Below are 21,826 nucleotides of genomic sequence, written 5' to 3'. Positions count from 1 at the left end.
AGCTCGCTCCCACAATGGATCTTCAATTATTCCGAATGTGTGATTTGCCTCAGACCCGCAGCGTCTAGCCACCGTGTCCCCGCAATCCCATGGGGCGAGACTTCGAGACCCGGCATGCAAGCGCTGTTGAACGAGATCCTTGACGCTGTCCGGCCCCTGATCGGGCAGGGCAAGGTGGCTGACTACATTCCCGCCCTCGGCACCGTGCCGCCCGATCAACTGGGCATCGCCGTGTACGGAAACGACGGCGAAATGTATTGCGCCGGCGATGCCGAGACACTGTTCTCGGTGCAGAGTATTTCCAAGGTGTTCAGCCTGGTGCAGGCCATCGAACACTCCGGCGAGGCGATCTGGGAACGCCTGGGCCACGAGCCGTCCGGCCAGCCGTTCAACTCGCTGGTGCAGCTGGAATTCGAACGCGGCCGCCCGCGCAATCCGTTCATCAACGCCGGAGCACTGGTGATCTGCGACATCAACCAGTCGCGCTTCGCGGCGCCGGCCTTGTCGATGCGCGACTTCGTGCGACGGCTGTCGGGCAATCCTCAAGTGATGGTCGACGGCAAGGTCGCCGATTCCGAATACCAGCACCGCGCACGCAACGCGGCGATGGCCTACCTGATGCAATCCTTCGGCAACTTCCACAACGACGTCGAAGCGGTGCTGCGCAGCTACTTCAGCCACTGCGCGTTGCGCATGAGCTGCATCGACCTGGCCCGGGCGTTCTGCTTCCTGGCCAACGACGGCTATTGCAAGCACAGCGGCGAGCAGATCTTGACCCGCCGCCAGACCCAGCAAGTCAACTCGATCATGGCCACCAGCGGCCTGTACGACGAGGCCGGCAACTTCGCCTACCGTGTCGGTTTGCCGGGCAAGAGCGGTGTCGGTGGCGGCATCGTCGCGGTGGTGCCGGGGCAATTCACGGTGTGCGTGTGGTCGCCGGAACTGAACGCGGCGGGCAACTCGCTGGCGGGGATGGCGGCGCTGGAAATGCTCAGCTCGCGGATTGGCTGGTCGGTGTTCTGAGCCTGTGTTGCTTTGAGGGTGGGCAAGCTATACATTTTCCGGCCGCCCTCAATATGGTGATTCCGCTCCATGTCTCTCGCGCTCGAACGTCTCGTCGCTGGCACGCCCATCCCTTTCGCCGGTAACCGCGTGACCGTGGTCAGCCCCGAACTGGCCGAGCGTTTCCGACCCGGCGACCACCTGTTGGTGGAGCAGGTGAGCGGCGAGCTGTTGCTGATTCCGGTGGTGGATCAGCAGGCGGCCTCGGTGGCGATCGAACGTGCAGCGGCAGCGTTTACTGCGTTGTCCGCGGTGTCGGATGAAGCGATCAGCCGTTTCTTCGATCTGTTCGCTCAACGGCTGGAGAATCCGGACGCCTGGGCATTGATCGAAACCGCCAACCTCGCCGACATCGAGCGGGCCAAGGCGCGCGGTCGGTCCACCACCCGATTGCTCGCCGATGAGCGCATGCGCCGCGACATGATCGCCGGTCTGCGTGCCTGGCGTGACGCGCCCGCCACTCGCGGCAAAGTAATCAGCAGCGTCGAACATGACGGCTGGAAGGTCGAGCAAGTGGTGTCGCCGCTGGGGATCGTCGCATTCGTGTTCGAAGGCCGGCCGAATGTTTTCGCCGACGCCGCTGGTGTGCTGCGCACCGGCAACACTGCGGTGCTGCGCATTGGCAGCGATGCATTGGGCACCGCGCAAGCCATCGTCACCCACGCCCTGAACCCGGCGCTGGCCGATGCCGGCCTGCCGGTGGGTGCGGTGTCGCTGGTCGAGAGCGTCAACCACGCCGCCGGTTGGGCGATGTTCGCCGACCGGCGTCTGTCGCTGGCCGTGGCCCGTGGCTCAGGCCGTGCGGTCAGCCAGTTGGGCAGCATCGCCCAGCAGGCCGGCACTGCCGTCAGCCTGCACGGCACCGGCGGCGCGTGGCTGATTGCCGACTGTGATGCCGACGCCAAACGCTTCGCCGCCGTGGTGCGTAATTCGCTGGATCGCAAGGTCTGCAACACCCTCAACGTCTGCCTGATCCAGCGCGACCGTGCCGCTGAGTTGGTGCCGTTGTTCCTCGACGCCTTGCAGCAGGCCGGCACCGCGCGCGGTCAGGGCTGCAAATTGCACATCGTTGAAGGCAGCGAAAGCTACCTGCCGGGCGACTGGCAGAACGCGACGGTCGAGGTCTATCGCGCCGAGGGTTACCAGACCGAAGCCCTGGCCGAGCCATTGCCGGAGGCGCAGCTGGGCCGCGAGTGGGAATGGGAAGAAACCCCGGAAACCAGCCTGATGATCGTCGACGATCTGGATCAGGCCATCGCACTGTTCAACCGCTACAGCCCGCAGTTCACCGTGTCGTTGATCAGCGAAGACGCGGCGGTTCAGGAGCGTTTCTACAGCGCGGTGAACGCGCCGTTCGTGGGCAACGGGATTACCCGTTGGGTCGATGGCCAGTACGCGCTGAACAAGCCGGAACTGGGGCTTTCGAACTGGGAAAGCGGTCGCCTGTTTGCCCGTAGCGCGATTCTTTCGGGTGACGGTGTGTTCACCGTCCGCAGCCGCATGACCCAAGTCGATCTGGGCGTAAAACGCTAAAACCAGAACACCGCGCCTGTCGCAATGACAGGCGCGGCGTTTTTGTATCACTGGGCGCTGGCGGCGGATTCGATCAGGCTGGCCACGGCTTTCGGATTCGACACCATCACCACATGGGACGCGCCCTTGACCACCACGGTCTTTTTGGCGTGCGCCCGTTCGGCCATGAACGCCATGGCTTGCGGCGGGATGTTCTTGTCCTTGTCGCCGTACACGAACCACGACGGAATCGATTTCCATGCCGGCTCGCTGGCGGCCTCGTTCAGCGCCGCTTCGGTGACCGGGCGCTGGGTGGCGGCCATCAGTTTCGCGTCGGCGTTCGGAACGTCAGCGGCGAACTGGTCGTGGAACTTATCCTGCTGGATATACAGATCCTTGCCACCGTCCTTCAATGCAACGGGCGGCGCGAGGGTCGGGCCGAGGGTGCTGCCGGGGAATTTGCCGGCCAGCCCGGCCACGGTTTCTCCGGCTTCAGGTGCCAGTGCCGCGACATACACCAGCGCCTTGACGTTGGCGTTGCCGTACGCGGCTTCACTGATCACCGGCCCGCCGTAGGAATGGCCGACCAGCACCACCGGCGACTTGATCCCGACCAGCACATCGGCGACCGATTGCGCATCACCCTTGAGCGTGCGCAGCGGGTTGGCGGCGGCGATTACCGGATAACCGTCCTTTTCCAGAATCTTCACCACACCGTTCCAGCTGCTGGAGTCGGCAAAGGCACCGTGCACCAGCACCACGGTGGGTTTCTCGGCAGCCATCGCCGAAGTGGCGCCGGCCATGGCGGCGGCGAGGGCCAAACCTGCAAACAACTTGTTCATCGGGTTTTCCTTGTGTCGGGAGGAGGGATGCAGCGTTCGGGCTTATTCAAGGCGTTCGCTGTATCGGGGATGTGTCCGCCTCCCGGCGCGGGTGCATGGAACTGTGTCTGGCAGGGCGCTGGCTACACGCTGATACAAAGCAAACGCCCCGGCAGGTGCGGGGCGTTCGGTTCAGGCGGCATTGACCGTTTGGCCATGCACTGCGCAGGTCGACGGTTGCTCGGCCAGCGAGACGAAGGTGCGACGGTCGGCGGTGAGGGCATCGATGGAGCCGGTCTCGATGTCGTAGACCCAGCCGTGCAGGTTCAGCAGGCCTTTTTCCTGGGCCAGACGCACGCTCGGATGAGTCTGAATGTTCGCCAGTTGGGCGATCACGTTCTCGCGCACCATCGAACTGAGCTTGGCGGCGTCATTGGCGTGTGGCCGTGATTCGTTGACCACCTTCGCCGATTCGGCATGTTGCAGCCAGCCGCTGACGGCGGGCAGGTGATCCATGCATTTGCACTGGGCGATGGCGGTCATGGCGCCGCAATCGGAGTGGCCGCAGATCACGATGTCGGTGACGCCGAGCACGGCGACCGCGTATTCCACTGTCGCCGAAACCCCGCCCGGGTGCGGGCTGTAGGACGGCACGATGTTGCCGGCGTTGCGGATCACGAACAGTTCGCCGGGTTCCTGTTGGGTCAACAGTTCGGGCACTACACGGCTGTCGGAGCAAGTGATGAACAGGGTGCCCGGGGTCTGGGTCGTGGCGAGGTATTTGAACAGCTCGGTGCGTTGCGGAAACGCTTCGTTCTGGAACTTCAGGAAGCCTTCGATCAGGTTTTTCATGGTGTTGTCCTCTCAGTTCGAACAGCCAGTACCGAATTCGCTGTATTGAAGAATGTGTTTTGCGCCGTGGCTGTCGAGGTAAGTCATCTCGACCGGCACTACGCCGCAGATGTCGGCCACCGGGGTGATGCTCACGACTTGCGCGATGTCCAGTTGCATGCCGTAGCGATAGGCGACGGCCTCTTCATCAGCCTGGGCCTGGGCGGCGAGGCCGGCGAGCAGGGCCAGGGACAGCAGGATTTTTTGCATGGGGCAGCCTCCAGACAGATGTGGTGACGACTTGGCAATTCAGGTTGGGAAGGGCCCGCACGCGGGGTACGGGCCCGGAGGGATCAGAACGGACGCAGCGGGAGGAACTTGCCGTCGAGGGTGACCACGGCGCGGGAACCGCCTTCAGGGTCTTCGACTTTCTTGATGTCGAGCTTGAAGTTGATCGCGCTGATGATGCCGTCGCCGAACTGCTCGTGAACCAGTGCCTTCAGGGTGGTGCCGTAGATCTGGATCATCTCGTGGAAGCGGTAGATGGTCGGGTCGGTCGGCACACCGTCGAGGCTGCCGCGCAGCGGGATGATTTGCAGGGCGGCGACGTCTTCGGCGCTCAGCTCAAGCTTGTCGCCGACCACTTCGGCAGCGGCTTTCGGCAGCGGGTGTTGGCCGAGGAGGGCGGCGGTGACGTAGGCCAGGCTCAGGCCGGTGCCGTCGGCCAGATCCTGCCACGACAGGTTTTTCTGTGCCTTGGCATCCAGGGCTCGGGTGGTCAGGGCGATGCGGCTGTCGTTGTAGGCTTGGGATTGCATGGTGCTTCTCCTTTCGGGGTTGGCTTGCTGTGTGGGATTCATCTTCTGCTGATTGATCCATAGCGTCCAAGACCGATATACAATACAAGGCATAAGTACAGCCTATAGATGGAGAGCCCCATGCTGCTGCGACATTTGCGATACCTGCTGGCCGTGGCCGATCACGGCGGTTTTACCCGGGCGGCGGAAGCGCTGCACGTGTCGCAGCCGACCCTGTCGCAACAGATCCGGCAACTGGAGGAAAGCCTCGGTGTGGATCTGTTCGATCGCACCTCGCGTTCGGTCAAACCCACTGACGCCGGGCAGGCTTACATCGAATGCGCGCGGCGGGTGCTGGTGGAACTGGAGGCGGGCAAGCGTGCGTTGCATGACGTGAAGGATCTGTCCCGAGGCTCGCTGCGCCTGGCCATGACCCCGACCTTCATGGCGTATCTGGTGGGGCCGTTGGTGCGTGACTACGTGGCGCGGTATCCGGGGATTCACCTGGAGATTTTCGAGTTGTCGATGGATGACATCGAGGCGGGGCTGGCGGATGACTCGCTGGATATCGCGATTGCGTTCACGCCGGTGCGCAGCCCGGACATTGAATGCATTCCGGCGTTTGTCGAGACGCTGGGGGTTATGGTCGGGCGGGAGCATCCGTTGTATGACAGCTCATTGGTTCTGAGCCCCAATGACATTGCGCAGCTGGATTTCGCGCTGTTGGCGCCGGGTTACATCACCCGGGTGTCTGTCGATGAATACTTTCGCCAGCACGGCATCACGCCCAAGGTGCAGATCGAGGTGAATTCGGTGAGTACCTTGCTCGAAGTGATCCGGCATGCGCCGTTGGCGACCATGTTGCCGGAGGCGATTGCCACGGAGGATCGGGCATTGCGCCGGTTGCGTGTGGAGAGTGAGGCGCCGCAGCGGGGGGCGGCGTTGTTGCGGCGCAAGAACAATTATCACAGTGCGGCGGCGGTGGCGTTCATGAATCTCGCGCTAGGCCTGGGAAGCCCCTCACCCTGACCCTCTCCCAGGGGAGAGGGGACTGACCGAGGTGAATGTTAGAGATTCATCGATCTGAAATATTGAGTCGGACACAAAAAAGGGCCTGCTCCTTATCGGAAGCAGGCCCTTTTGTTTATTGAAGTTTCAACTTAGCAGAACCGATCAATCACCCGGACTTCGTTCTTGTTCTGCATCGAGTCCCACGCCTGTTTCAGCGTTTGCAGAACATTACCGATGAAGTCCTTGTCGGCCGCGGCTTTCTTGCCGACATAGCCGTGGCCGCGGCGGTACATCTTCAGGCGGGCCAGCAGGTTCTGGTTGTTCCGGTCGAACTCTTCTTCACCAGCATGGGGCGACAGGCAGTCGATATGGACCTGACCCGACTTGCTGATCCACAGAATATGGCTGTCGTGGCTGTCTTTTTGCGCAGCGAACATACGAGCCAGTTCTTCGATAGTAGGTTGATTGTTCAGATTCATGATATTGCCCCTTGACCAGTCTGGTGATCTTTCAAAGTTGATTCGCTAATACAGGTAGCCCATCGGTTAGTTGATCCCTGGCACCGAAACCAGGACGTCAGCGGTCGCCCGTGTGAAGTACGGGGTCATGCGTCTGTTGCATGTAGTCGTGTTGAATAACTGCTACGCAATAGCGTCACAACGAGGAGAAGCAGCGAAAACCGGGAGGCTCCTTGACGACGTTTTCAGGGTCGACCACAAGCGTCTTGAGAATTTTCGCCAGCGCTTCTCGTCCTTGTACTGGACGTTCAGGCCAGGTCAGCTTCTTCAATCTGCCTTGTGGGCAGCGTGTATCCGGAAAAAACAGCTCGGCGGTCAGACGAGCTTGCTCAAGCGTGTTGCCAGTGCTCCCGATCGGGGAGACGTCTGCATCATGCAAAAGCCAAACGACGCCGTCAACGGTTTTGTAGTGATTATTTTTGCTCACTACATATTGTCGGACAAAGTCATTCTGGAATGAGAAAAGGGCCGATCAGGCAGCGTGGGAAGGGCTGCGCAGGCAGTAGAAGGTGCAGGGGTAACCGTCCACGGTTTTCTGCTGGCGAGTGAAGTCGCCGCCGCTCACTTCAGGGATGACCCTGGCCCAGAACCGCTGCGCAGGCAGGTTGGCGTCGACATGGAAAATCTGCCATTGACCGGGCAAATGGCTCAAGAGGGCAGAGGCGACAAACTGCGCGACGCCTTGGCCACGCCAGCGTCGGCTGACGAAGAAATAGCCGATGTTGTAGTCGGCGCCTTCAATGAGGAGGTGGTCATCGACGGTCACGAACCCCGCCAGTTCGCCGTCGACGTGGATCAGGAACGGCCGCGTTGCCGGCTGGCGCCAGTAATCGTCCTTCAACTGGATCGGAAAGAAACCATGCCCGCCCAGCTTCAGCGGCAGCCATTCGCTGAAGTCGTAGGTGTAGAACTGCATCAGGTTTTCGATGGTGTCCAGTTCGTCGCGCCGGGCGACGCGCAGTTCGATGACAGACATGCCGCTGCCTCCTGACAATCACTGCAGAAACAGTAGCCCGCAGCGGGCTATTTGGCAGCCGGTTTCGCCGCGCGTTTGCTGGTTCCGGCGGTTTTGCGCCGAGTGGTCTTGCGCTTGTTCTTCCACGGCGCTGCAGCCTTGCCGGCAGGCGGCGGGCCGCTGATGGTCAGGCTCAGGCCGGCACAACGGGTCACTTGCTTGCTCATCCACGCGGCCTGCTTGGTGACGAACTCTTCCAGACTCATCTCGCCGCTCTGCACCATGTCCAGCGCCTGCTCCCAGATTGCCGTGGTGCCGGGGTCGGCAATCGCTCGCGGTACCGCGTCGATCAGGCTGAACGCGGCGGGTGTGGCGGATAATGCCTTGCCGTTCTTCACCAGATAACCGCGATCCAGCAGGCCTTGAATGATCGAAGCGCGGGTGGCTTCGGTGCCGATCCCGGTGGTGTCCTTGAGTTTCTGCTTGAGCAGCGGGTCTTCCACCAGTTTGGCGACGTTCTTCATCGCCTTGATCAGATCGCCTTCGGTGTAGGGCTTGGGCGGCTGCGTCCACAGGTCCTTGAGCTTTACGTCAGCGATAGCACATTCGGCGCCCTGGCTCAGCGTCGGCAGGGTTTGTGGCGCGGGGGCTTCACGGCCCTTGGCCGGGGCCAGCGCTTCCGGCAGTGCGCGTTTCCAGCCCGGTTCGATGATCTGTTTGCCGACGGCACGCAGGGCTTCACCGGCGCAATCGAAATCGGCCTGGGTGCGATCGTATTCGTGGTTGGGCAGGAACTGCGCCAGATACCGTGCACGGATCAAGGTGTAGACCGCACGGTGTTTGCCGGTCAGGCGTTCGAGATTCTTCGCGGCGGCGGTGGGGATGATGCCGTGGTGGGCGCTGACCTTGGCGTCGTTCCAGGCACGGGAGCGGCGCTGCGGCTCCAGATGATCGCGCAACGCTTCGAGGCCCGGGTCGGCCTGACGCAGCGCCGCGAGAATCCCCGGCGCCTCGCTGTGCTGGCTCAGGGGCAGGTAGCCGCAATCGCTGCGCGGGTAGGTGATGACTTTGTAGGTTTCGTAGAGGGCCTGGGCGATGTCGAGGGTTTCCTGGGCGCCGAGGCCGAGCTTCTTCGAGCAGACTTCCTGCAAGGTGCCGAGATCGAAGGGCAGGGGCGCCACTTCGCGCATGCGCTCGGTGCGCAGCTTGACTACCCGGGCGCTGGCAGCGCTGCTGATTGTGGCGGCCGCTTGCTGGGCGAGCGCCTGATTGAGGCAGCGATCCTGATCGTCACAGGCATCGTTCGGCGCACGCCATTGCGCCGTAAACGCCGTGCCGTCATGCAGCAGTTGCACATCGATGGCCCAATACGCGACGGGTATGAAATCGGCAATGCTGCGGTCGCGATCCACCACCAGCCGCAGGGTCGGCGTTTGCACCCGGCCCACCGGCAACACGCCTTGATAGCCCGATTGCCGGCCGAGCAGGGTGAACAGGCGACTCATGTTCATCCCGATCAGCCAGTCTGCTCGTGAACGCCCCAATGCCGAGTGATAGAGGCTGAAGGTTTCTGCGCCCGGCTTCAGAGTCGCCAAAGCCTTGCGGATCGATGCTTCGTCCAGCGCCGACAGCCACAAGCGGCGGATCGGCCCGCGATAGCGGCAATGTTCCACCAGTTCCCGGGCGATCATTTCACCTTCGCGGTCGGCGTCGGTGGCGATGATCAGTTCGCTGGCCTCGCCGAGCAGGCGCTTGACCGCTTTGTACTGGCTGGCGGTGCGCGGCTTGACGGTCATTTTCCATTTGTCCGGGATGATCGGCAGATCCGCCAGCACCCAGCGTTTGTAACGGGCGTCATAGGCGTCCGGCGGAGCGGTTTCCAGCAGGTGGCCGATGCACCAGGTCACCGTGACATCCGTTCCCAGCCAGCAGCCATCGCCCCGGCGCCTGGCACCGAGTACGGCCGCAATATCTTTGGCCTGGGAAGGTTTTTCACAGAGGTACAGCCGCATAACCACCGTCGTCGATCATTGCCCGAAGAGGTGCACAGAATGGCCTGAGTCGGGCGTCGGGGCAACTTTTATCTGTATGGATATACAGATAAAAGGATTGCCGGTCATGACAACCCACGTCAGGGCAATCGGGGACGTTATCGAGAAATTGAATGGCGCTCACGACCGGCACTGTGTCAGGTTCGGATCGCCTCAACAGGGCGAGTGACAGGACGATCTCGCCAGAAGATCGCCGTTTTACTGTCTGACACTGACTCTTCAGCAACAAGGACGTACACCATGTCTCAACCTTCCTCCCAGGCCAGCAGCGCCTTCACCGCGGTCGACACCTTCAGCCACCTGTATGACCGTGGCACCGGGACCGTCAACGGCAAACCGTCGTTCACCGCCGACCAGGCCGCCGACGAAATCCTGCGCAAGGGCATGTCGTGGCAGGACAAGAATGCCGACGGCAAGATTGATCTGACTTACACCTTCCTGACCGACAAACCGTCGAACTACAACCCGAAACTCGGCAATTTCAGCGAGTTCAGCGCCCAGCAGAAAGCCCAGGCCGTGCTGTCGATGCAATCGTGGTCGGACGTGGCCAAAGTCACCTTCACCGAAGGCAAGGGCGGCGACGGTCACATGACCTTCGGCAACTACGACGTCAGCACCGGCGGCGCGGCGTTTGCCTACCTGCCACAGGGCAGCAGCTATGACGGCCAGTCGTGGTACCTGATTAACGACCAATACCAGGTCAACAAGACCCCGGACACCAACAACTACGGGCGCCAGACCCTGACCCACGAAATCGGCCACACCCTCGGCCTGTCGCACCCGGGCGCCTACAACGCCGGCAACGGCAACCCGACCTACAACGACGCCAAGTACGCCGAAGACACCCGTGGCTACAGCCTGATGAGCTACTGGAGCGAAGCCAACACCGACCAGAACTTCAGCAAGGACGGCAGCCGCGCTTACGCGTCGGCTCCATTGCTGGACGACATCGTCGCGGTGCAGAAACTCTACGGGGCCAACCTCGAAACCCGCGCCGATGACACCGTGTACGGCTTCAACTCCAACGCCGACCGCGACTACTACAGCGCTACTTCGAACACCTCCAAAGTGGTGTTCTCGGTATGGGACGGCGGCGGCAACGACACCCTGGACTTCTCCGGCTTCAGCCAGAACCAGAAGATCAACCTCAACGAAGGTTCGTTCTCCGACGTTGGCGGTCTGGTGGGCAACGTGTCCATCGCTTATGGCGTGACCGTGGAAAACGCCATCGGCGGTTCGGGCAATGACCTGTTGATCGGCAACAGTGCGGCCAACGAACTGATCGGCGGTGCCGGCAACGACATCATTTACGGCGGTGGCGGCGGTGACACGCTGTGGGGCGGTGAAGGCGCGGACACCTTCGTGTTCGGCGCTGCCAGCGACTCGACCATGACTGCGCCGGACTGGATCATGGATTTCACCAGCGGCCTGGACAAGATCGACCTGTCGGGCATCGCCGGGTTTACCACCGGCGCGGCCACGCTGAACTTCGTCAGCGGCTTCACCGGGCACGCGGGCGACGCGATCCTCACTTACTTCGCAGAGACCAACCAGACCAGCCTGATGATCGACCTGACCGGCCAGGGTTCGGTGGACTTCGCGGTGGGCGTGGTGGGGCAGGCCGTGGCGACGGATATCGTCGCCTGATCTTAAAACGGAAAACCGCAGCCTTCGCCGGCTGCGGTTTTTTAATGAGCGGGAAAAACCGTTCGGCTGCGAACCCGGCGTGTTCGGGCCACATGGGTTATACCTGAAGCGCTCCCTTCGTCGCAGTCAGGAGAAACCGATGAAAACCTCCGGTCCCAGCCCCGTCATCACCATCGCCGAGCAGCCAGGTTGTGTGTTGGTGAAGTTCCATGGCATCCAGGTCGCCGCCTCGGCCCGAGCACTGGTGCTGCTCGAAGCCAATTACCCGCCGGTCTATTACATCCCCCGCGAAGACATCGACGAAAAGTACTTCGCCCGCACCGACCACACGAGTTATTGCCCGTACAAGGGCGACGCCAATTACTTCAGTCTGCAAGTGCCTGGGCATGAGGGGGCGAATGCAGTGTGGACGTACGAACATCCGAAGATTTCGGTCAGCCAGATCAAGGATTACGTTGCGTTCTATCCCGATCAGGTGAAGTTTGAATTGTTGGGTCCGGAACTCTGACAGGCAGGTTGTGGCGAGGGCGTCCCCCCCGCCACAAGCTTCAGGATCAGTTCTTGTCGAGATCGATATTCTTCGTCTCACGCAGACAGATCATCCCCACCACCAGGCTCACCCCGGTAATCAGCACCGGGTACCACAGCCCGTAGAAAATATCCCCGGTGTACACCACCAGTGCAAACGACACGGTCGGCAGGAAACCGCCGAACCAGCCGTTGCCGATGTGATACGGCAGGGACATCGAGGTGTAGCGGATGCGGGTCGGGAACAGTTCGACCATCAGCGCGGCGAGCGGGCCGTAGCACATGGCGGAGATGATGATCAGGGCGACGATCAGGGCCACGATCATCGGCTTGTTGATCTGCTGCATGTCAGCCTGTTGCGGGTAGCCGGCGAGGGTGATTGCGCCACGCAGGGCAGCTTCGTCGAAGCCGTCGAGTTTCACATCGCCGACGCTCACCTGCACCGCGCTGCCGGCAGGCGCTGCGACGCTGGAGTAGGGCAGGCCCTGCTTGACCAGGAAGGTCTTGACCTTGTCGCACGGGCTGTCGAATTTGGCCTTGCCCACCGGATCGAACTGGAAGGTGCAGGTGGCCGGGTCGGCCACCACGGTGATCGGCGCCTGTTGGCTGGCGTGGTCGATGGCCGGGTTGGCGTAGTGGGCCAGGGATTTGAAGATCGGGAAGTACAGCGCCGTGGCCAGCAGCAGGCCGAGCATCAGCACCGGTTTGCGCCCGACCTTGTCCGACAGCCAGCCGAAAATGATGAAGAACGGTGCGCCGATCACTACGCTGATGATCAGCAGACTGTTGGCCACCGCCGGGTCCATTTTCAGGAACTGGGTGAGGAAGAACAGCACGTAGAACTGCGCGGCATAGAAGGTCACCGCTTGCCCGGCGTTGATGCTGAACAGGGCAATCAGCACGACTTTGAGGTTTTCCCATTTGCCGAAGGATTCGCGGATCGGCGCCTTGCTGGCCTTGCCTTCCTCTTTCATCTTCAGATAGGCCGGGGATTCGTGCAGGCTCAGGCGAATCCAGGTGGAAATCCCCAGCAGCACGATCGACAGCAGGAACGGAATGCGCCAGCCCCAGACTTCGAACTGATCACCGGTGAAGTAACGGCAACCGAGCACCACCAGCAGCGACAGCAACAGGCCAAGGGTCGCGGTGGATTGAATCCAGCTCGTATGGAATCCCCGTTTGCCGATCGGCGCGTGTTCCGCCACGTAAGTCGCGGCGCCGCCGTACTCGCCGCCGAGGGCCAGGCCCTGAAGCATGCGCAGCACCACCAGAATGATCGGCGCGGCGATGCCGATGCTGGCGTAGGTCGGCAGCAGGCCCACGGCGAACGTCGCTACGCCCATCAGGATAATGGTCGCAAGGAACGTGTATTTGCGTCCGATCATGTCCCCCAACCGACCGAACACCAGCGCCCCGAACGGCCTCACGATGAAGCCTGCGGCAAACGCCATCAGCGCGAAGATGAACGCCGTGGTGTCGTTGACCCCGGCGAAGAACTGCTTGCTGATCACCGCCGCCAGGGCGCCGTAGAGAAAGAAGTCATACCACTCGAACACCGTCCCCAGGGACGAGGCGAAGATGACCTTTCGGGTATCGGGGCTGGCGTCCGTGCTGCGCACGGCGTCCAGCGGCTGAGCGTGTTCTGACATATCGGTATCCCTCACAGTGATTGTTTTTGTTGTTTCCACTGGTGTTGCGTGTCCGGGTGATGCGCGATGTCTACAGGGTGTGGGCCATTTCCGTTTTCGGTGTGAGGTTCCTTGTCTCGGGGTTGAGCATCAGCTGTGCCGCTTTTTCAGCAATCATCAGCGTAGGCGAACAGGTGTTGCCGGAGGTAATGCGCGGCATGATCGACGCATCGGCAATCCGCAGCCCCGGTACGCCATGCACGCGCAACTGAGCATCGACCACAGCGTCCGCGTCGTTGCCCATGCGACAGGTGCCGACCGGGTGGAAAATCGTCGTGCCGATCTTCGCCGCTGCTTCGTGCAGTTGTTCTTCGGTCTGCAGGCTGGCGCCGGGCAGGTATTCCACCGGGTTGAAGGCTTGCAGGGCGGGGGCGCTGACGATGCGCCGGGTCAGGCGAATCGCGTCGGCGGCCACGCGCAGGTCTTCGGGATGGCTGAGGTAATTGGGCTGAATCAACGGGGCTTCTTGCGGATCGGCAGAGCGGATCTCGATCCGGCCACGGCTCTGCGGCCGTAAATCACACACCGACGCGGTGAACGCGGGGAAGCTGTGCAGCGGTTCGCCAAAACGTTCCAGCGACAACGGCTGCACGTGGTATTCGAGATTGGCCGAAGTCTGCTCCGGCCCCGAGCGGGCAAACGCGCCCAGCTGACTCGGCGCCATCGACAACGGCCCGCTGCGGTCATACAGATAGCGCAGGCCCATGCCCATCTTGCCCCACACGCTGCCGGCGATCTGGTTGAGGGTGCGGGCGTTTTCCAGTTTGTAGATCAGCCGCAGTTGCAGGTGATCCTGCAGATTGCCGCCGACGCCGGGCAGCTCATGCACCACGCCGATCCCGAGCTTCTCCAGCAGCGGACGCGGGCCGATTCCGGAGCGTTGCAGAATGCTCGGCGAGCCCACGGAGCCGGCGCACAGCACGATCTCCTTGCGCGCCTTGAAGCTCTTTTGTTGACCCTGCCAGCGAGCGCTGACTTTCGAGGCGCGACCGTCCTCGAACAGCACGCGATCCACTTCGACTTCGGTCAGTACCGTGAGATTGGCCCGATCGCGAATCGGCTTCAGAAACGCCTTCGCCGCATTCCAGCGCACCCCGGCCTTCTGGTTCACCTGGAAGTAGCCGCAACCCTCGTTGTCGCCCTGGTTGAAGTCATCGATGCTAGAGATTCCGCTCTGCTCGGCAGCGCTGCGGAACGCATCGAGAATCGGCCACGACAGGCGCTGGCGTTCGACCCGCCATTCACCCTTGTCGCCATGAAAATCCGCCGCGCCGGCAAAGTGGTTTTCGCTCTGTTTGAACAGCGGCAGCACGTCGCTCCAGGCCCAGCCCGGATTGCCCTCGGCGGCCCAGCGGTCGTAGTCGTTGGCCTGGCCGCGCATGTAGATCATGCCGTTGATCGACGAGCAGCCGCCCAGCACTTTGCCACGCGGGTAACTCAGCGCGCGGCCATTGAGGCCCGGTTGTTCTTCGGTCTTGAAGCACCAGTCGGTGCGCGGGTTGCCGATGCAGAACAGGTAACCCACGGGGATGTGGATCCACGGATAGTTGTCGCGCCCGCCGGCCTCCAGCAACAGCACGCGCCGCTGCGGATCCGCCGACAGCCGATTGGCCAGCAAACACCCGGCCGGCCCGGCGCCGACCACGATGTAATCGAATTCATCGAGGGAAGTCTGCATTCCCTGACCTCGCTTATTGTTTTTGTTGTCAGTCATCCTAGTTGTTAGCTTTCGTCAAAAGAATGTTAGTTTTTGCGCAGCCGCTGTGCGTTTTCAAACAGCGCTTCCTGACGATAGCCGACAAGGACAAGCCATGTTCGACTGGAACGACCTGCGGTTCTTTCTTGAGTTGCAACGCAGCGGCCGACTGCTCACCGCTGCCCGCCGCCTGAACACCACGCACGCCACCGTCGCCCGGCATATCGAAGCCATCGAAAAAAGCCTCGGCACCGCGCTGTTCGTCCAGCACGCCCAAGGCTACGAAATGACCCCGGCGGGGGAGGCGCTGCTCAAGCATGCCGAGGCCATGGAAAACGTCGCGTTGCTGGCCCAGGAAGAAATCACTCAATCCACGGCACCGCTGGGCAAGATCCGCGTCGGCGTCACGGAAGGTTTGGGCATCATGTTCCTCGCCAGCCGCATGATCGGATTGTTCGAACGCTATCCGGGGCTGGAAGTGGAACTGGTGGCGGTGCCGCGCTTCGTCAGCATCCTCAACCGCGAGGCGGAAATCAGTATTCATCTGGAGCGGCCGGCGGCAGACATGCTGGTCACCCGCAAACTCACCGATTACCGGCTCGCCCTCTATGCCAGCCGCGCTTACCTCGACAATGCGCCGCCGCTGCGCACCCGCGAGGATCTTGGCCGGCATGCGTGGATCGGCTATGTCGATGATCTGCTGTTCAGTCAGGAACTGATGTTCCTCAACAGCTTCTGCCGCAATCCCCGCGTGGTGTTTCACAGCACCAGCGTGATCGCCCAGCAGCAGGCAGCGCGTTCGGGGCTGGGGATTGCGGTGCTGCCTTGCTATATGGCGGCGTCGGATCCGGACCTGGTGGCGCTGTTGCCGGATGAGAGCATCGAGCGCAGTTACTGGATCAGCACGCGGCGGGAGTTGCACAAGTCGGTGCGGTTGCGGGTGGTTTGGGATTATGTAGTGGGGTTGTGTGAGGCGGAGCAGGGGTTGCTGCTCAACCTTTGAGATCCCAGTTGCGCAGCCTCAAAGTGTGCCGACGCTGGTGGGTGTGGGTTTGAACGCCAGTGTCACCTGATTATTGGCCCCGGCCTGCCACTTCTGCACGTCGTTGGGGTTGGTCTCATTGCGGATGATGCACTTCCATTCAAGAATATCCCCTGGTTTTGCCCCGTTTATTTTTATTTGGCGAGCCCATGTTGGATAGAGGGGGTCAGTGGGCTTGGGAAGGGGGGGCTGAAATGTATCAAGCTTTACAGCTTTCGCCGGATCCCAATTGCCTAGATCTGGGAGGTTACCGACGACGTAGACGCTGTAGCCCGACGTTGTCACACCGTTGTTGCACTGAAAATCCACCGGAAGAAAATAAGTAAACGTGACGGTGCTTTGTGCATTGCTGATCAAGCTCAGCATCGCCAACCAAAGAACACCCTTTGGCACTGGATGACGAATCCGGAACATGTTGAACGCCTCGATTGACTGTCATTGAGGCCAGCGTAAACCTGGCCAGACGGCAGGTAACCTGACAGAACTGACAGTCCTTTAGAGCACTTCGCGATAGCGTCGCTGGGGTTTCATCAATTTCTTCTGCACTGCGCTGCCTTTGGGGCAAGTTCACCTATCCTTCCATGCAACTAAAATCACCGCCAATGGGTCATTCGATTTGCGGAGGTTGAGTCATCTCGCCGAACCTCGACAACGAAGACGTTACCCGTGGCTACTCACCTCGATCGCCGCAACAACCTGTCCCTCGACAGCCTGAATTTCTTTCTCGCCGACGTGCGTGACGGGCTCGGCCCTTATTTGGCGATTTATCTGTTGGCGGTTCACCACTGGGAGCCGGCGAGTATCGGGCTGGTCATGACAATTGCCGGGATCGCCGCGCTCATCACCCAAACCCCGGCGGGCGCGCTGGTCGACAGTACACGTTTCAAACGGGCGCTGATCGCGATTGCCGCGCTGGTGGTCACCGGAAGTTGTCTGCTGCTGCCGTTCGTGACCTCATTCAGCCTCGTGGCCGTGACGCAAGCCATCAGTGCCGCCGCCGCTTCGATCTTCGCCCCGGCCATTTGCGCGATCACCCTCGGGATCACCGGGCCTCGCGCCTTCACGCGAAGAACCGGGCGCAACGAAACCTTCAACCACGCCGGCAACGCCTGCGCCGCACTGTTGGCTGGTTTGTCCGCGTATCTGTTCGGCCCGGTCGCGGTGTTTTATTTGATGGCGGTCATGGCGCTGGCCAGTGTGATTGCCGTCTCGTTCGTATCGGCCGATGCCATTGACCACGATCTCGCCCGAGGTCTTTCACCCAGCGAAGCGGGGCAGGGCAAGCAGCCTTCGGGGCTGTCCGTGTTGCTCACCAACCGGCCGCTGCTGATGTTCGCGATTTGCTGTGCGCTGTTTCATCTGGCGAACGCGGCGATGCTGCCGCTGGTGAGTCAGAAACTGGCGCAAACCAATCTGCAGATGGCCACGCCGCTAACGTCCGCCTGCATCGTCGCGGCGCAAATGGTGATGGTGCCGGTCGCGTTGCTGGTCGGGGCCAGGGCGGATGTGTGGGGGCGCAAGCCGTTGCTGCTGGCGGGGTTCCTGATCCTGCCGCTGCGTGGCGTGTTGTATGTGCTGTCCAACGATCCGTGGTGGCTGGTGTCGGTGCAGTTGCTCGATGGTATTGGGGCGGGGATTTTCGGCGCGCTGTTTCCGGTGGTGGTGAAAGACCTGACGCTGGGGACCGGGCATTTCAATATCAGCCTTGGGGCAATCTCGACGGTGTTCGGTCTGGGCGCAGCGTTGAGCAATAGCCTGGCGGGGATTGTGGTTCAGGAGGCGGGCTACAGCGCTGCGTTTCTGACGTTGGCAGCGGTGGCGATGGCAGCGCTGGCGCTGCTTTGGGTGGCGGTGCCGGAGACGGTGTCGCGGGGTGCGTTGGAATACGGGCACATTGGGTGAGCCGCCTCCTGCAACGCTTGTGTATCGGCTTGCTTGAGCTCCGGCAAATTGAAGATCGATATTCAGGCCAAACCGCCCGGGATCTGGCCTGTTCCGATCCCGGGCGCTGGTGATGGCTTGTCGTTTCAAGCCGCGACCGAAATCGGGCTGATCGCTTGTTGCTTCCAGGCTTTCGGTGACATGCCTTCAGCTTTGGCGAATGTACGGCTGAAGTGAGCTTGATCGCAAAAGCCGCATTCCAGTGCGATCTCTGTGAGCAGCATCGAGGAGTCCTTCATTAACTCTCTGCTTTTCATGACCCGCTGTTCACGCAGCCATTGCTGCGGGGACATCCGGGTGCTTTCCTTGAACAGGCGGGAGAAGTGACTGCGCGACAAAGCGCAGGCTTCGGCCAGTTCAGTCACGGTAATGCCGGTATCCAGCCTGTCGAGCATCAGTTTTTGGGCAGTCCTGATCTGCCAGGGTTTGAGCTGTCCCGTCGAAGTCAGGGTGAGCGTCGCCAGCACGGTAGATTTATCCATGTTCATACACATCCGGAAATTCAGGTAACAGGATGCGCGCGGCTGACTCGACTCAGTCGACAGCGCACCCTTTGCAAGTCTGGACAGCCCCTGGGGCAGGGGCCGGCGATGGCTCAGACAGACGCAGCGACTGGCGCCAGGGAGGGGCCATGCTGAACGCGCTCAGGCGCTTTGTGCACCATGGTGTAGGCGTAGTCGACGCCCATGCCGTAGGCACCGGAATGTTCTCTGACCAGTTCCATCACCGCGTCGTAGGTGGCGCGGTTCTTCCAGTCCCGTTGCCATTCCAGCAGCACCTGCTGCCAGGTCACCGGTACGACGCCAGCCTGGATCATGCGCTGCATGGCGTAATCGTGGGCCTCTTTGGTGGTGCCGCCGGAGGCGTCTGCGACCATATAGATTTCATACCCGGCATCGTTCATTGCCGACAGGGCGAAGGTGGCATTGCACACCTCGGTCCACAGACCGGAGACGATGATCTTGTTGCGACCATTTTTCTTGAGTGCGTCGCGCACCTTCTGATCGTCCCAGGAGTTCATGGAGGTGCGCTCCAGCAGCGGGGCGTCCGGAAACACGGCGAGTAGTTCGGGATAGGTGTGACCCGAGAAGCTTTCTGTCTCAACCGTGGTGAGGGTGGTGGGGACATTGAAAATCTTCGCTGCCTTGGCCAGGGCAACGGTGTTGTTCTTGAGCGTTTGCCGGTCGATGCTCTGCACGCCGAAGGCCATCTGTGGCTGGTGGTCGATGAAGATCAGTTGGCTGTTCAGTGGAGTCAGGACTTCAGTTTTAGGATTGTTCATTCTTGTTTCCTTTCAGCTCGATGTTGTTCAGTCGCACAAGTACATTCCTCAGCGTCATTGCTGAGGGCGAGCAAAAGATAACGAAACAAAATGTTTAATGGTGGCGCACGTTTGCACTCTTGAAGGCTCATTTTTGCGCCATTGAATGCGTGCTCGCGCTGCTAGCATTCGCCCACCCATACGGATCAGACCGATCCCTCATGAGCTGGAGAATGCAATGGCAGCTACACAACCGTTCAACAAGCAGACCGCCTACTGGGGCGTCCCCTGGGAAGAGGCCTATGGCTATCCGCAGGCGCGGCGCTCAGGAAACGAGATCTACGTATCAGGCCAATTCAACCATGATGAAGAAGGTAATCTGGTCGCCCCGGCGCCGCTGAATGCCGACGGAAAACCCAGTGATTTCTCTTCGATGGGAGAGCAGATGCGGGTCTCTTACGACAACATTTCGAAGCTGCTCGCCTTGTATGGCGCAACGCTGCAAGACGTCGTCGAGGAAACGCTTTACGTGCTGGATATGGATGCTGCGTTCGCGGTCGTCGGCAAAGTGCGCAAGGCTGCCTATGGCACTGAGCGGCCTCAGTGCGCGAGCAATATCATTGGCGTGTCGAGACTTGCCCAGCGCCCGCAACTGATCGAGATCGCATGCAAGGCCGTGATTGGCGCGCGAAACATCTGAGCTGCACTCCCGGTTTCGATTTAGATGACCGGGAGTATCGACTGCCCTTCGACCAAGGGTTTCTGACTGGCCACGGCAGCCGCGCAGAAGGTCATGAATGCCTTGACGCGCCACGATTTTCGAATGTCCTGGTGAGTCAGCAGCCATAACTCATCCTGAAGCTCCGGCACCACCGGCCCGGCACGTACCAGGCCTGGGGTGATGTCGCCCAGCATGCAGGGAAGGAATCCATATCCCAGGCCCGCCGCGATGGCCACGCTTGCCGCTGCAACGGAATCGGTGCGGTACGCGATGCGCTCGGCAGCGACTCTGCTTTCAACATAACGGGTCGCCCTCAGACCGCAGAGCGCTGCGGAGTAGGACACCCATGCCTGGCCCTCTTCGAAAAGGGGCGAGTCAGTCATCTGCCTGGCAGAGCAATAAGGTGCCCAGGCAATGTTTGCCAGTTTGCGGCCCACCAGGCTTTCCGCGGGTTTTCTCGTCGCCCGAATGGCGATATCCGATTCATCCCGGGCGAGGCTGAGGGTTTCATTGCCCACCAGCACCTCGATGGTGATTCCCTCATTCAGAGCCTTGAAGTCCGCGATGATGGGGGTGAAGAAGTACAGCAGCAGCGAGTCGCTGGTGGTAATTCGAAGCTTTCCGAGGGGCCCCTGACCTGAACGTGAAACACGCCGCGTGACACTGACGATATCCAGCTCCACACGCTCGGCGAGTGCTCGCAGTTCAGCACCCTCGGCGGTGAGCAGATATCCGGATTTGCGATGATCGAACAGTGCGACACCGAGCGTGCGCTCAACTTGAGTAATCCGGCGCGAAACGGTGGATACATTGATGCCAAGCTTTTTGGCCGTAGCCGAACGATTGCCGCAATCACTGAGCGTCTTGATGATGCGCAAGTCGTCCCACGAGAGCTGGCTGGCAGCCTCGCCGGCGTCCCACTTTTTCCCGTCAGGGGGAGTCAGAGCCTTTTCAGTTGGCGATTTCACACAGTTCGTTCCGGATGCGAGGGCGGTGATGATACGAGAAGAGGTGGGGGGGAAGCAGCCATATTACTCAGATATGCAGCCAGGCCAGTGAACCCAGCATGACCCCCAAACCCGCCGCCCCGAACGAGACGCGCCTGAGCCATTCCTTGCGCGTCAGCAGGGTGATGGCCGCCAGTGAAATGGCGATTTGAATCGCGGTCATGGCCTGGGCCCAGCGGTGATGCTGGTGCAAAACCTGCTCTGACTTCTCGTCCCACTCTCGCGCCTGCAGCTCAAGTGTTTCCGCCTTTTTGCGGGCTTCTTCTTTCTGCTCCGCATAGCGCCGCGCCTCGGCAACGTAATGAGCGGAGTCCAGCCCCGGAAGATGGCTGGCCAGTTCCGACAGGTTCTGCCGACTGGACTTGGCCTGGTAGTAGTTCCACTCGTTGGCCGCTTCGGTCTTCTGGATGGCGGCGTTGTTTTTGTCCATGGCCGCCTCACTCTCCGTAGAACCGGCCTGATAACTCATCAGGGCGCCGACCGTCGCCATGATCGCCGTCATGACCGCGATCTTGCTGGCAAAACTATCGCCTTTTGCATGGGCATGATGGGTGGTGTGTTCAACGTGTTGCTCGTGAGGACTGGGGACTTCGAACTCTTCAGGCATGACGGTCGGACTTGGATTGATGGAGGAATTTGCGCGGATTATGCAGGGTGGCCGGTTTTTTAGACACAGGGGGCTGGCGTTGTCTGGATGAAAGCTGACGAGCTGATTTATGTATTCCCGTCGGGCTGCG

The 21,826-nt window shown here is 61.0% G+C and carries 23 protein-coding genes; 9 read left to right on the top strand and 14 right to left on the bottom strand.

Annotation, left to right across the window (positions count from 1 at the left end):
• Positions 1-114 precede the first annotated feature (114 nt).
• Complete coding sequence (glsB, locus tag DLD99_RS17020) at positions 115-1,023, top strand: glutaminase B (protein ID WP_085711458.1); 909 nt, start codon at positions 115-117, stop codon at positions 1,021-1,023.
• Between the two features lie 69 nt (positions 1,024-1,092).
• On the top strand, positions 1,093-2,595 hold the full coding sequence (locus tag DLD99_RS17015; protein WP_114883781.1) for an aldehyde dehydrogenase family protein: 1,503 nt from the start codon (positions 1,093-1,095) through the stop codon (positions 2,593-2,595).
• A gap of 47 nt (positions 2,596-2,642) precedes the next feature.
• Here DLD99_RS17015 and DLD99_RS17010 read toward each other — a convergent pair whose 3' ends face one another.
• From DLD99_RS17010 to cynS, 4 genes are all read right to left on the bottom strand, one after another.
• On the bottom strand, positions 2,643-3,416 hold the full coding sequence (locus DLD99_RS17010) for an alpha/beta fold hydrolase (protein ID WP_114883779.1): 774 nt from the start codon (positions 3,414-3,416) through the stop codon (positions 2,643-2,645).
• Positions 3,417-3,587: 171 nt separating this feature from the next.
• Positions 3,588-4,247: a carbonic anhydrase gene (locus tag DLD99_RS17005; protein WP_114883778.1), complete on the bottom strand. Its 660-nt coding sequence runs from the start codon at positions 4,245-4,247 to the stop codon at positions 3,588-3,590.
• A gap of 12 nt (positions 4,248-4,259) precedes the next feature.
• Positions 4,260-4,496, bottom strand: a complete 237-nt coding sequence (locus tag DLD99_RS17000) for a DUF2790 domain-containing protein (protein ID WP_114883776.1) — start codon at positions 4,494-4,496, stop codon at positions 4,260-4,262.
• An 83-nt stretch (positions 4,497-4,579) separates the two neighbouring features.
• Complete coding sequence (gene cynS / locus DLD99_RS16995; protein WP_011334741.1) at positions 4,580-5,044, bottom strand: cyanase; 465 nt, start codon at positions 5,042-5,044, stop codon at positions 4,580-4,582.
• A gap of 120 nt (positions 5,045-5,164) precedes the next feature.
• Between cynS and cynR the strand changes: the two genes are divergently transcribed.
• A complete protein-coding gene (gene cynR / locus DLD99_RS16990; protein ID WP_114883774.1) occupies positions 5,165-6,052 on the top strand; it encodes a transcriptional regulator CynR in 888 nt (295 codons plus the stop codon).
• Positions 6,053-6,183: 131 nt separating this feature from the next.
• Here cynR and DLD99_RS16985 read toward each other — a convergent pair whose 3' ends face one another.
• Positions 6,184-6,513: a hypothetical protein gene (locus DLD99_RS16985; protein ID WP_047293552.1), complete on the bottom strand. Its 330-nt coding sequence runs from the start codon at positions 6,511-6,513 to the stop codon at positions 6,184-6,186.
• 127 nt (positions 6,514-6,640) lie between these two features.
• Here DLD99_RS16985 and DLD99_RS16980 point away from each other — a divergent pair, with 127 nt between their 5' ends.
• Positions 6,641-7,012: a hypothetical protein gene (locus DLD99_RS16980; protein ID WP_085654241.1), complete on the top strand. Its 372-nt coding sequence runs from the start codon at positions 6,641-6,643 to the stop codon at positions 7,010-7,012.
• 12 nt (positions 7,013-7,024) lie between these two features.
• Here the strand turns inward: DLD99_RS16980 and DLD99_RS16975 are convergent, their stop codons facing one another.
• Together DLD99_RS16975 and DLD99_RS16970 are read right to left on the bottom strand one after the other, a co-directional pair.
• On the bottom strand, positions 7,025-7,528 hold the full coding sequence (locus tag DLD99_RS16975; protein ID WP_114883773.1) for a GNAT family N-acetyltransferase: 504 nt from the start codon (positions 7,526-7,528) through the stop codon (positions 7,025-7,027).
• A gap of 47 nt (positions 7,529-7,575) precedes the next feature.
• Positions 7,576-9,519, bottom strand: coding sequence for a DNA topoisomerase III (locus DLD99_RS16970; protein ID WP_114883771.1), 1,944 nt, complete (start codon positions 9,517-9,519; stop codon positions 7,576-7,578).
• A gap of 279 nt (positions 9,520-9,798) precedes the next feature.
• Between DLD99_RS16970 and DLD99_RS16965 the strand changes: the two genes are divergently transcribed.
• Both DLD99_RS16965 and DLD99_RS16960 read left to right on the top strand, forming a co-directional pair.
• The gene (locus DLD99_RS16965) at positions 9,799-11,205 is read left to right on the top strand and encodes a serralysin family metalloprotease (RefSeq protein ID WP_114883769.1); all 1,407 of its coding nucleotides are present in this window, start codon (positions 9,799-9,801) and stop codon (positions 11,203-11,205) included.
• 139 nt (positions 11,206-11,344) lie between these two features.
• The gene (locus DLD99_RS16960) at positions 11,345-11,713 is read left to right on the top strand and encodes a DUF427 domain-containing protein (protein ID WP_114883767.1); all 369 of its coding nucleotides are present in this window, start codon (positions 11,345-11,347) and stop codon (positions 11,711-11,713) included.
• 46 nt (positions 11,714-11,759) lie between these two features.
• Here DLD99_RS16960 and DLD99_RS16955 read toward each other — a convergent pair whose 3' ends face one another.
• Positions 11,760-13,382, bottom strand: coding sequence for an MFS transporter (locus tag DLD99_RS16955; RefSeq protein WP_114883765.1), 1,623 nt, complete (start codon positions 13,380-13,382; stop codon positions 11,760-11,762).
• Positions 13,383-13,452: 70 nt separating this feature from the next.
• Positions 13,453-15,099 (bottom strand): GMC family oxidoreductase, encoded by a 1,647-nt coding sequence (locus tag DLD99_RS16950; protein ID WP_114883763.1) that lies wholly within the window; start codon positions 15,097-15,099, stop codon positions 13,453-13,455.
• Positions 15,100-15,232: 133 nt separating this feature from the next.
• Here DLD99_RS16950 and DLD99_RS16945 point away from each other — a divergent pair, with 133 nt between their 5' ends.
• Entirely contained in the window at positions 15,233-16,120 is an 888-nt protein-coding gene (locus DLD99_RS16945) for a LysR family transcriptional regulator (protein ID WP_114883761.1), read from the top strand.
• Between the two features lie 18 nt (positions 16,121-16,138).
• Here the strand turns inward: DLD99_RS16945 and DLD99_RS16940 are convergent, their stop codons facing one another.
• Positions 16,139-16,573, bottom strand: coding sequence for a carbohydrate-binding module family 20 domain-containing protein (locus DLD99_RS16940; RefSeq protein WP_114883759.1), 435 nt, complete (start codon positions 16,571-16,573; stop codon positions 16,139-16,141).
• 252 nt (positions 16,574-16,825) lie between these two features.
• Between DLD99_RS16940 and DLD99_RS16935 the strand changes: the two genes are divergently transcribed.
• Positions 16,826-18,061, top strand: a complete 1,236-nt coding sequence (locus tag DLD99_RS16935; RefSeq protein WP_114883757.1) for an MFS transporter — start codon at positions 16,826-16,828, stop codon at positions 18,059-18,061.
• 125 nt (positions 18,062-18,186) lie between these two features.
• On the opposite strand, the gene DLD99_RS16930 is transcribed toward DLD99_RS16935, so the two are convergent.
• Positions 18,187-18,588: a helix-turn-helix domain-containing protein gene (locus DLD99_RS16930; RefSeq protein ID WP_114883755.1), complete on the bottom strand. Its 402-nt coding sequence runs from the start codon at positions 18,586-18,588 to the stop codon at positions 18,187-18,189.
• Between the two features lie 107 nt (positions 18,589-18,695).
• Positions 18,696-19,382 (bottom strand): hydrolase, encoded by a 687-nt coding sequence (locus tag DLD99_RS16925; protein WP_085711437.1) that lies wholly within the window; start codon positions 19,380-19,382, stop codon positions 18,696-18,698.
• A gap of 217 nt (positions 19,383-19,599) precedes the next feature.
• Here DLD99_RS16925 and DLD99_RS16920 point away from each other — a divergent pair, with 217 nt between their 5' ends.
• Positions 19,600-20,061 (top strand): RidA family protein, encoded by a 462-nt coding sequence (locus DLD99_RS16920; protein ID WP_114883753.1) that lies wholly within the window; start codon positions 19,600-19,602, stop codon positions 20,059-20,061.
• A gap of 20 nt (positions 20,062-20,081) precedes the next feature.
• Here the strand turns inward: DLD99_RS16920 and DLD99_RS16915 are convergent, their stop codons facing one another.
• Positions 20,082-21,050, bottom strand: a complete 969-nt coding sequence (locus DLD99_RS16915) for a LysR family transcriptional regulator (RefSeq protein WP_170931641.1) — start codon at positions 21,048-21,050, stop codon at positions 20,082-20,084.
• A 67-nt stretch (positions 21,051-21,117) separates the two neighbouring features.
• Positions 21,118-21,696, bottom strand: coding sequence for a DUF4337 domain-containing protein (locus DLD99_RS16910; protein WP_114883751.1), 579 nt, complete (start codon positions 21,694-21,696; stop codon positions 21,118-21,120).
• Between the last annotated feature and the right edge of the window lie 130 nt (positions 21,697-21,826).

Origin of the sequence: Pseudomonas kribbensis (assembly GCF_003352185.1) — a bacterium.
Classification (GTDB): Bacteria; Pseudomonadota; Gammaproteobacteria; order Pseudomonadales; family Pseudomonadaceae; genus Aquipseudomonas; species Aquipseudomonas kribbensis.
This window is presented reverse-complemented; position numbering and strand designations above follow the sequence as displayed.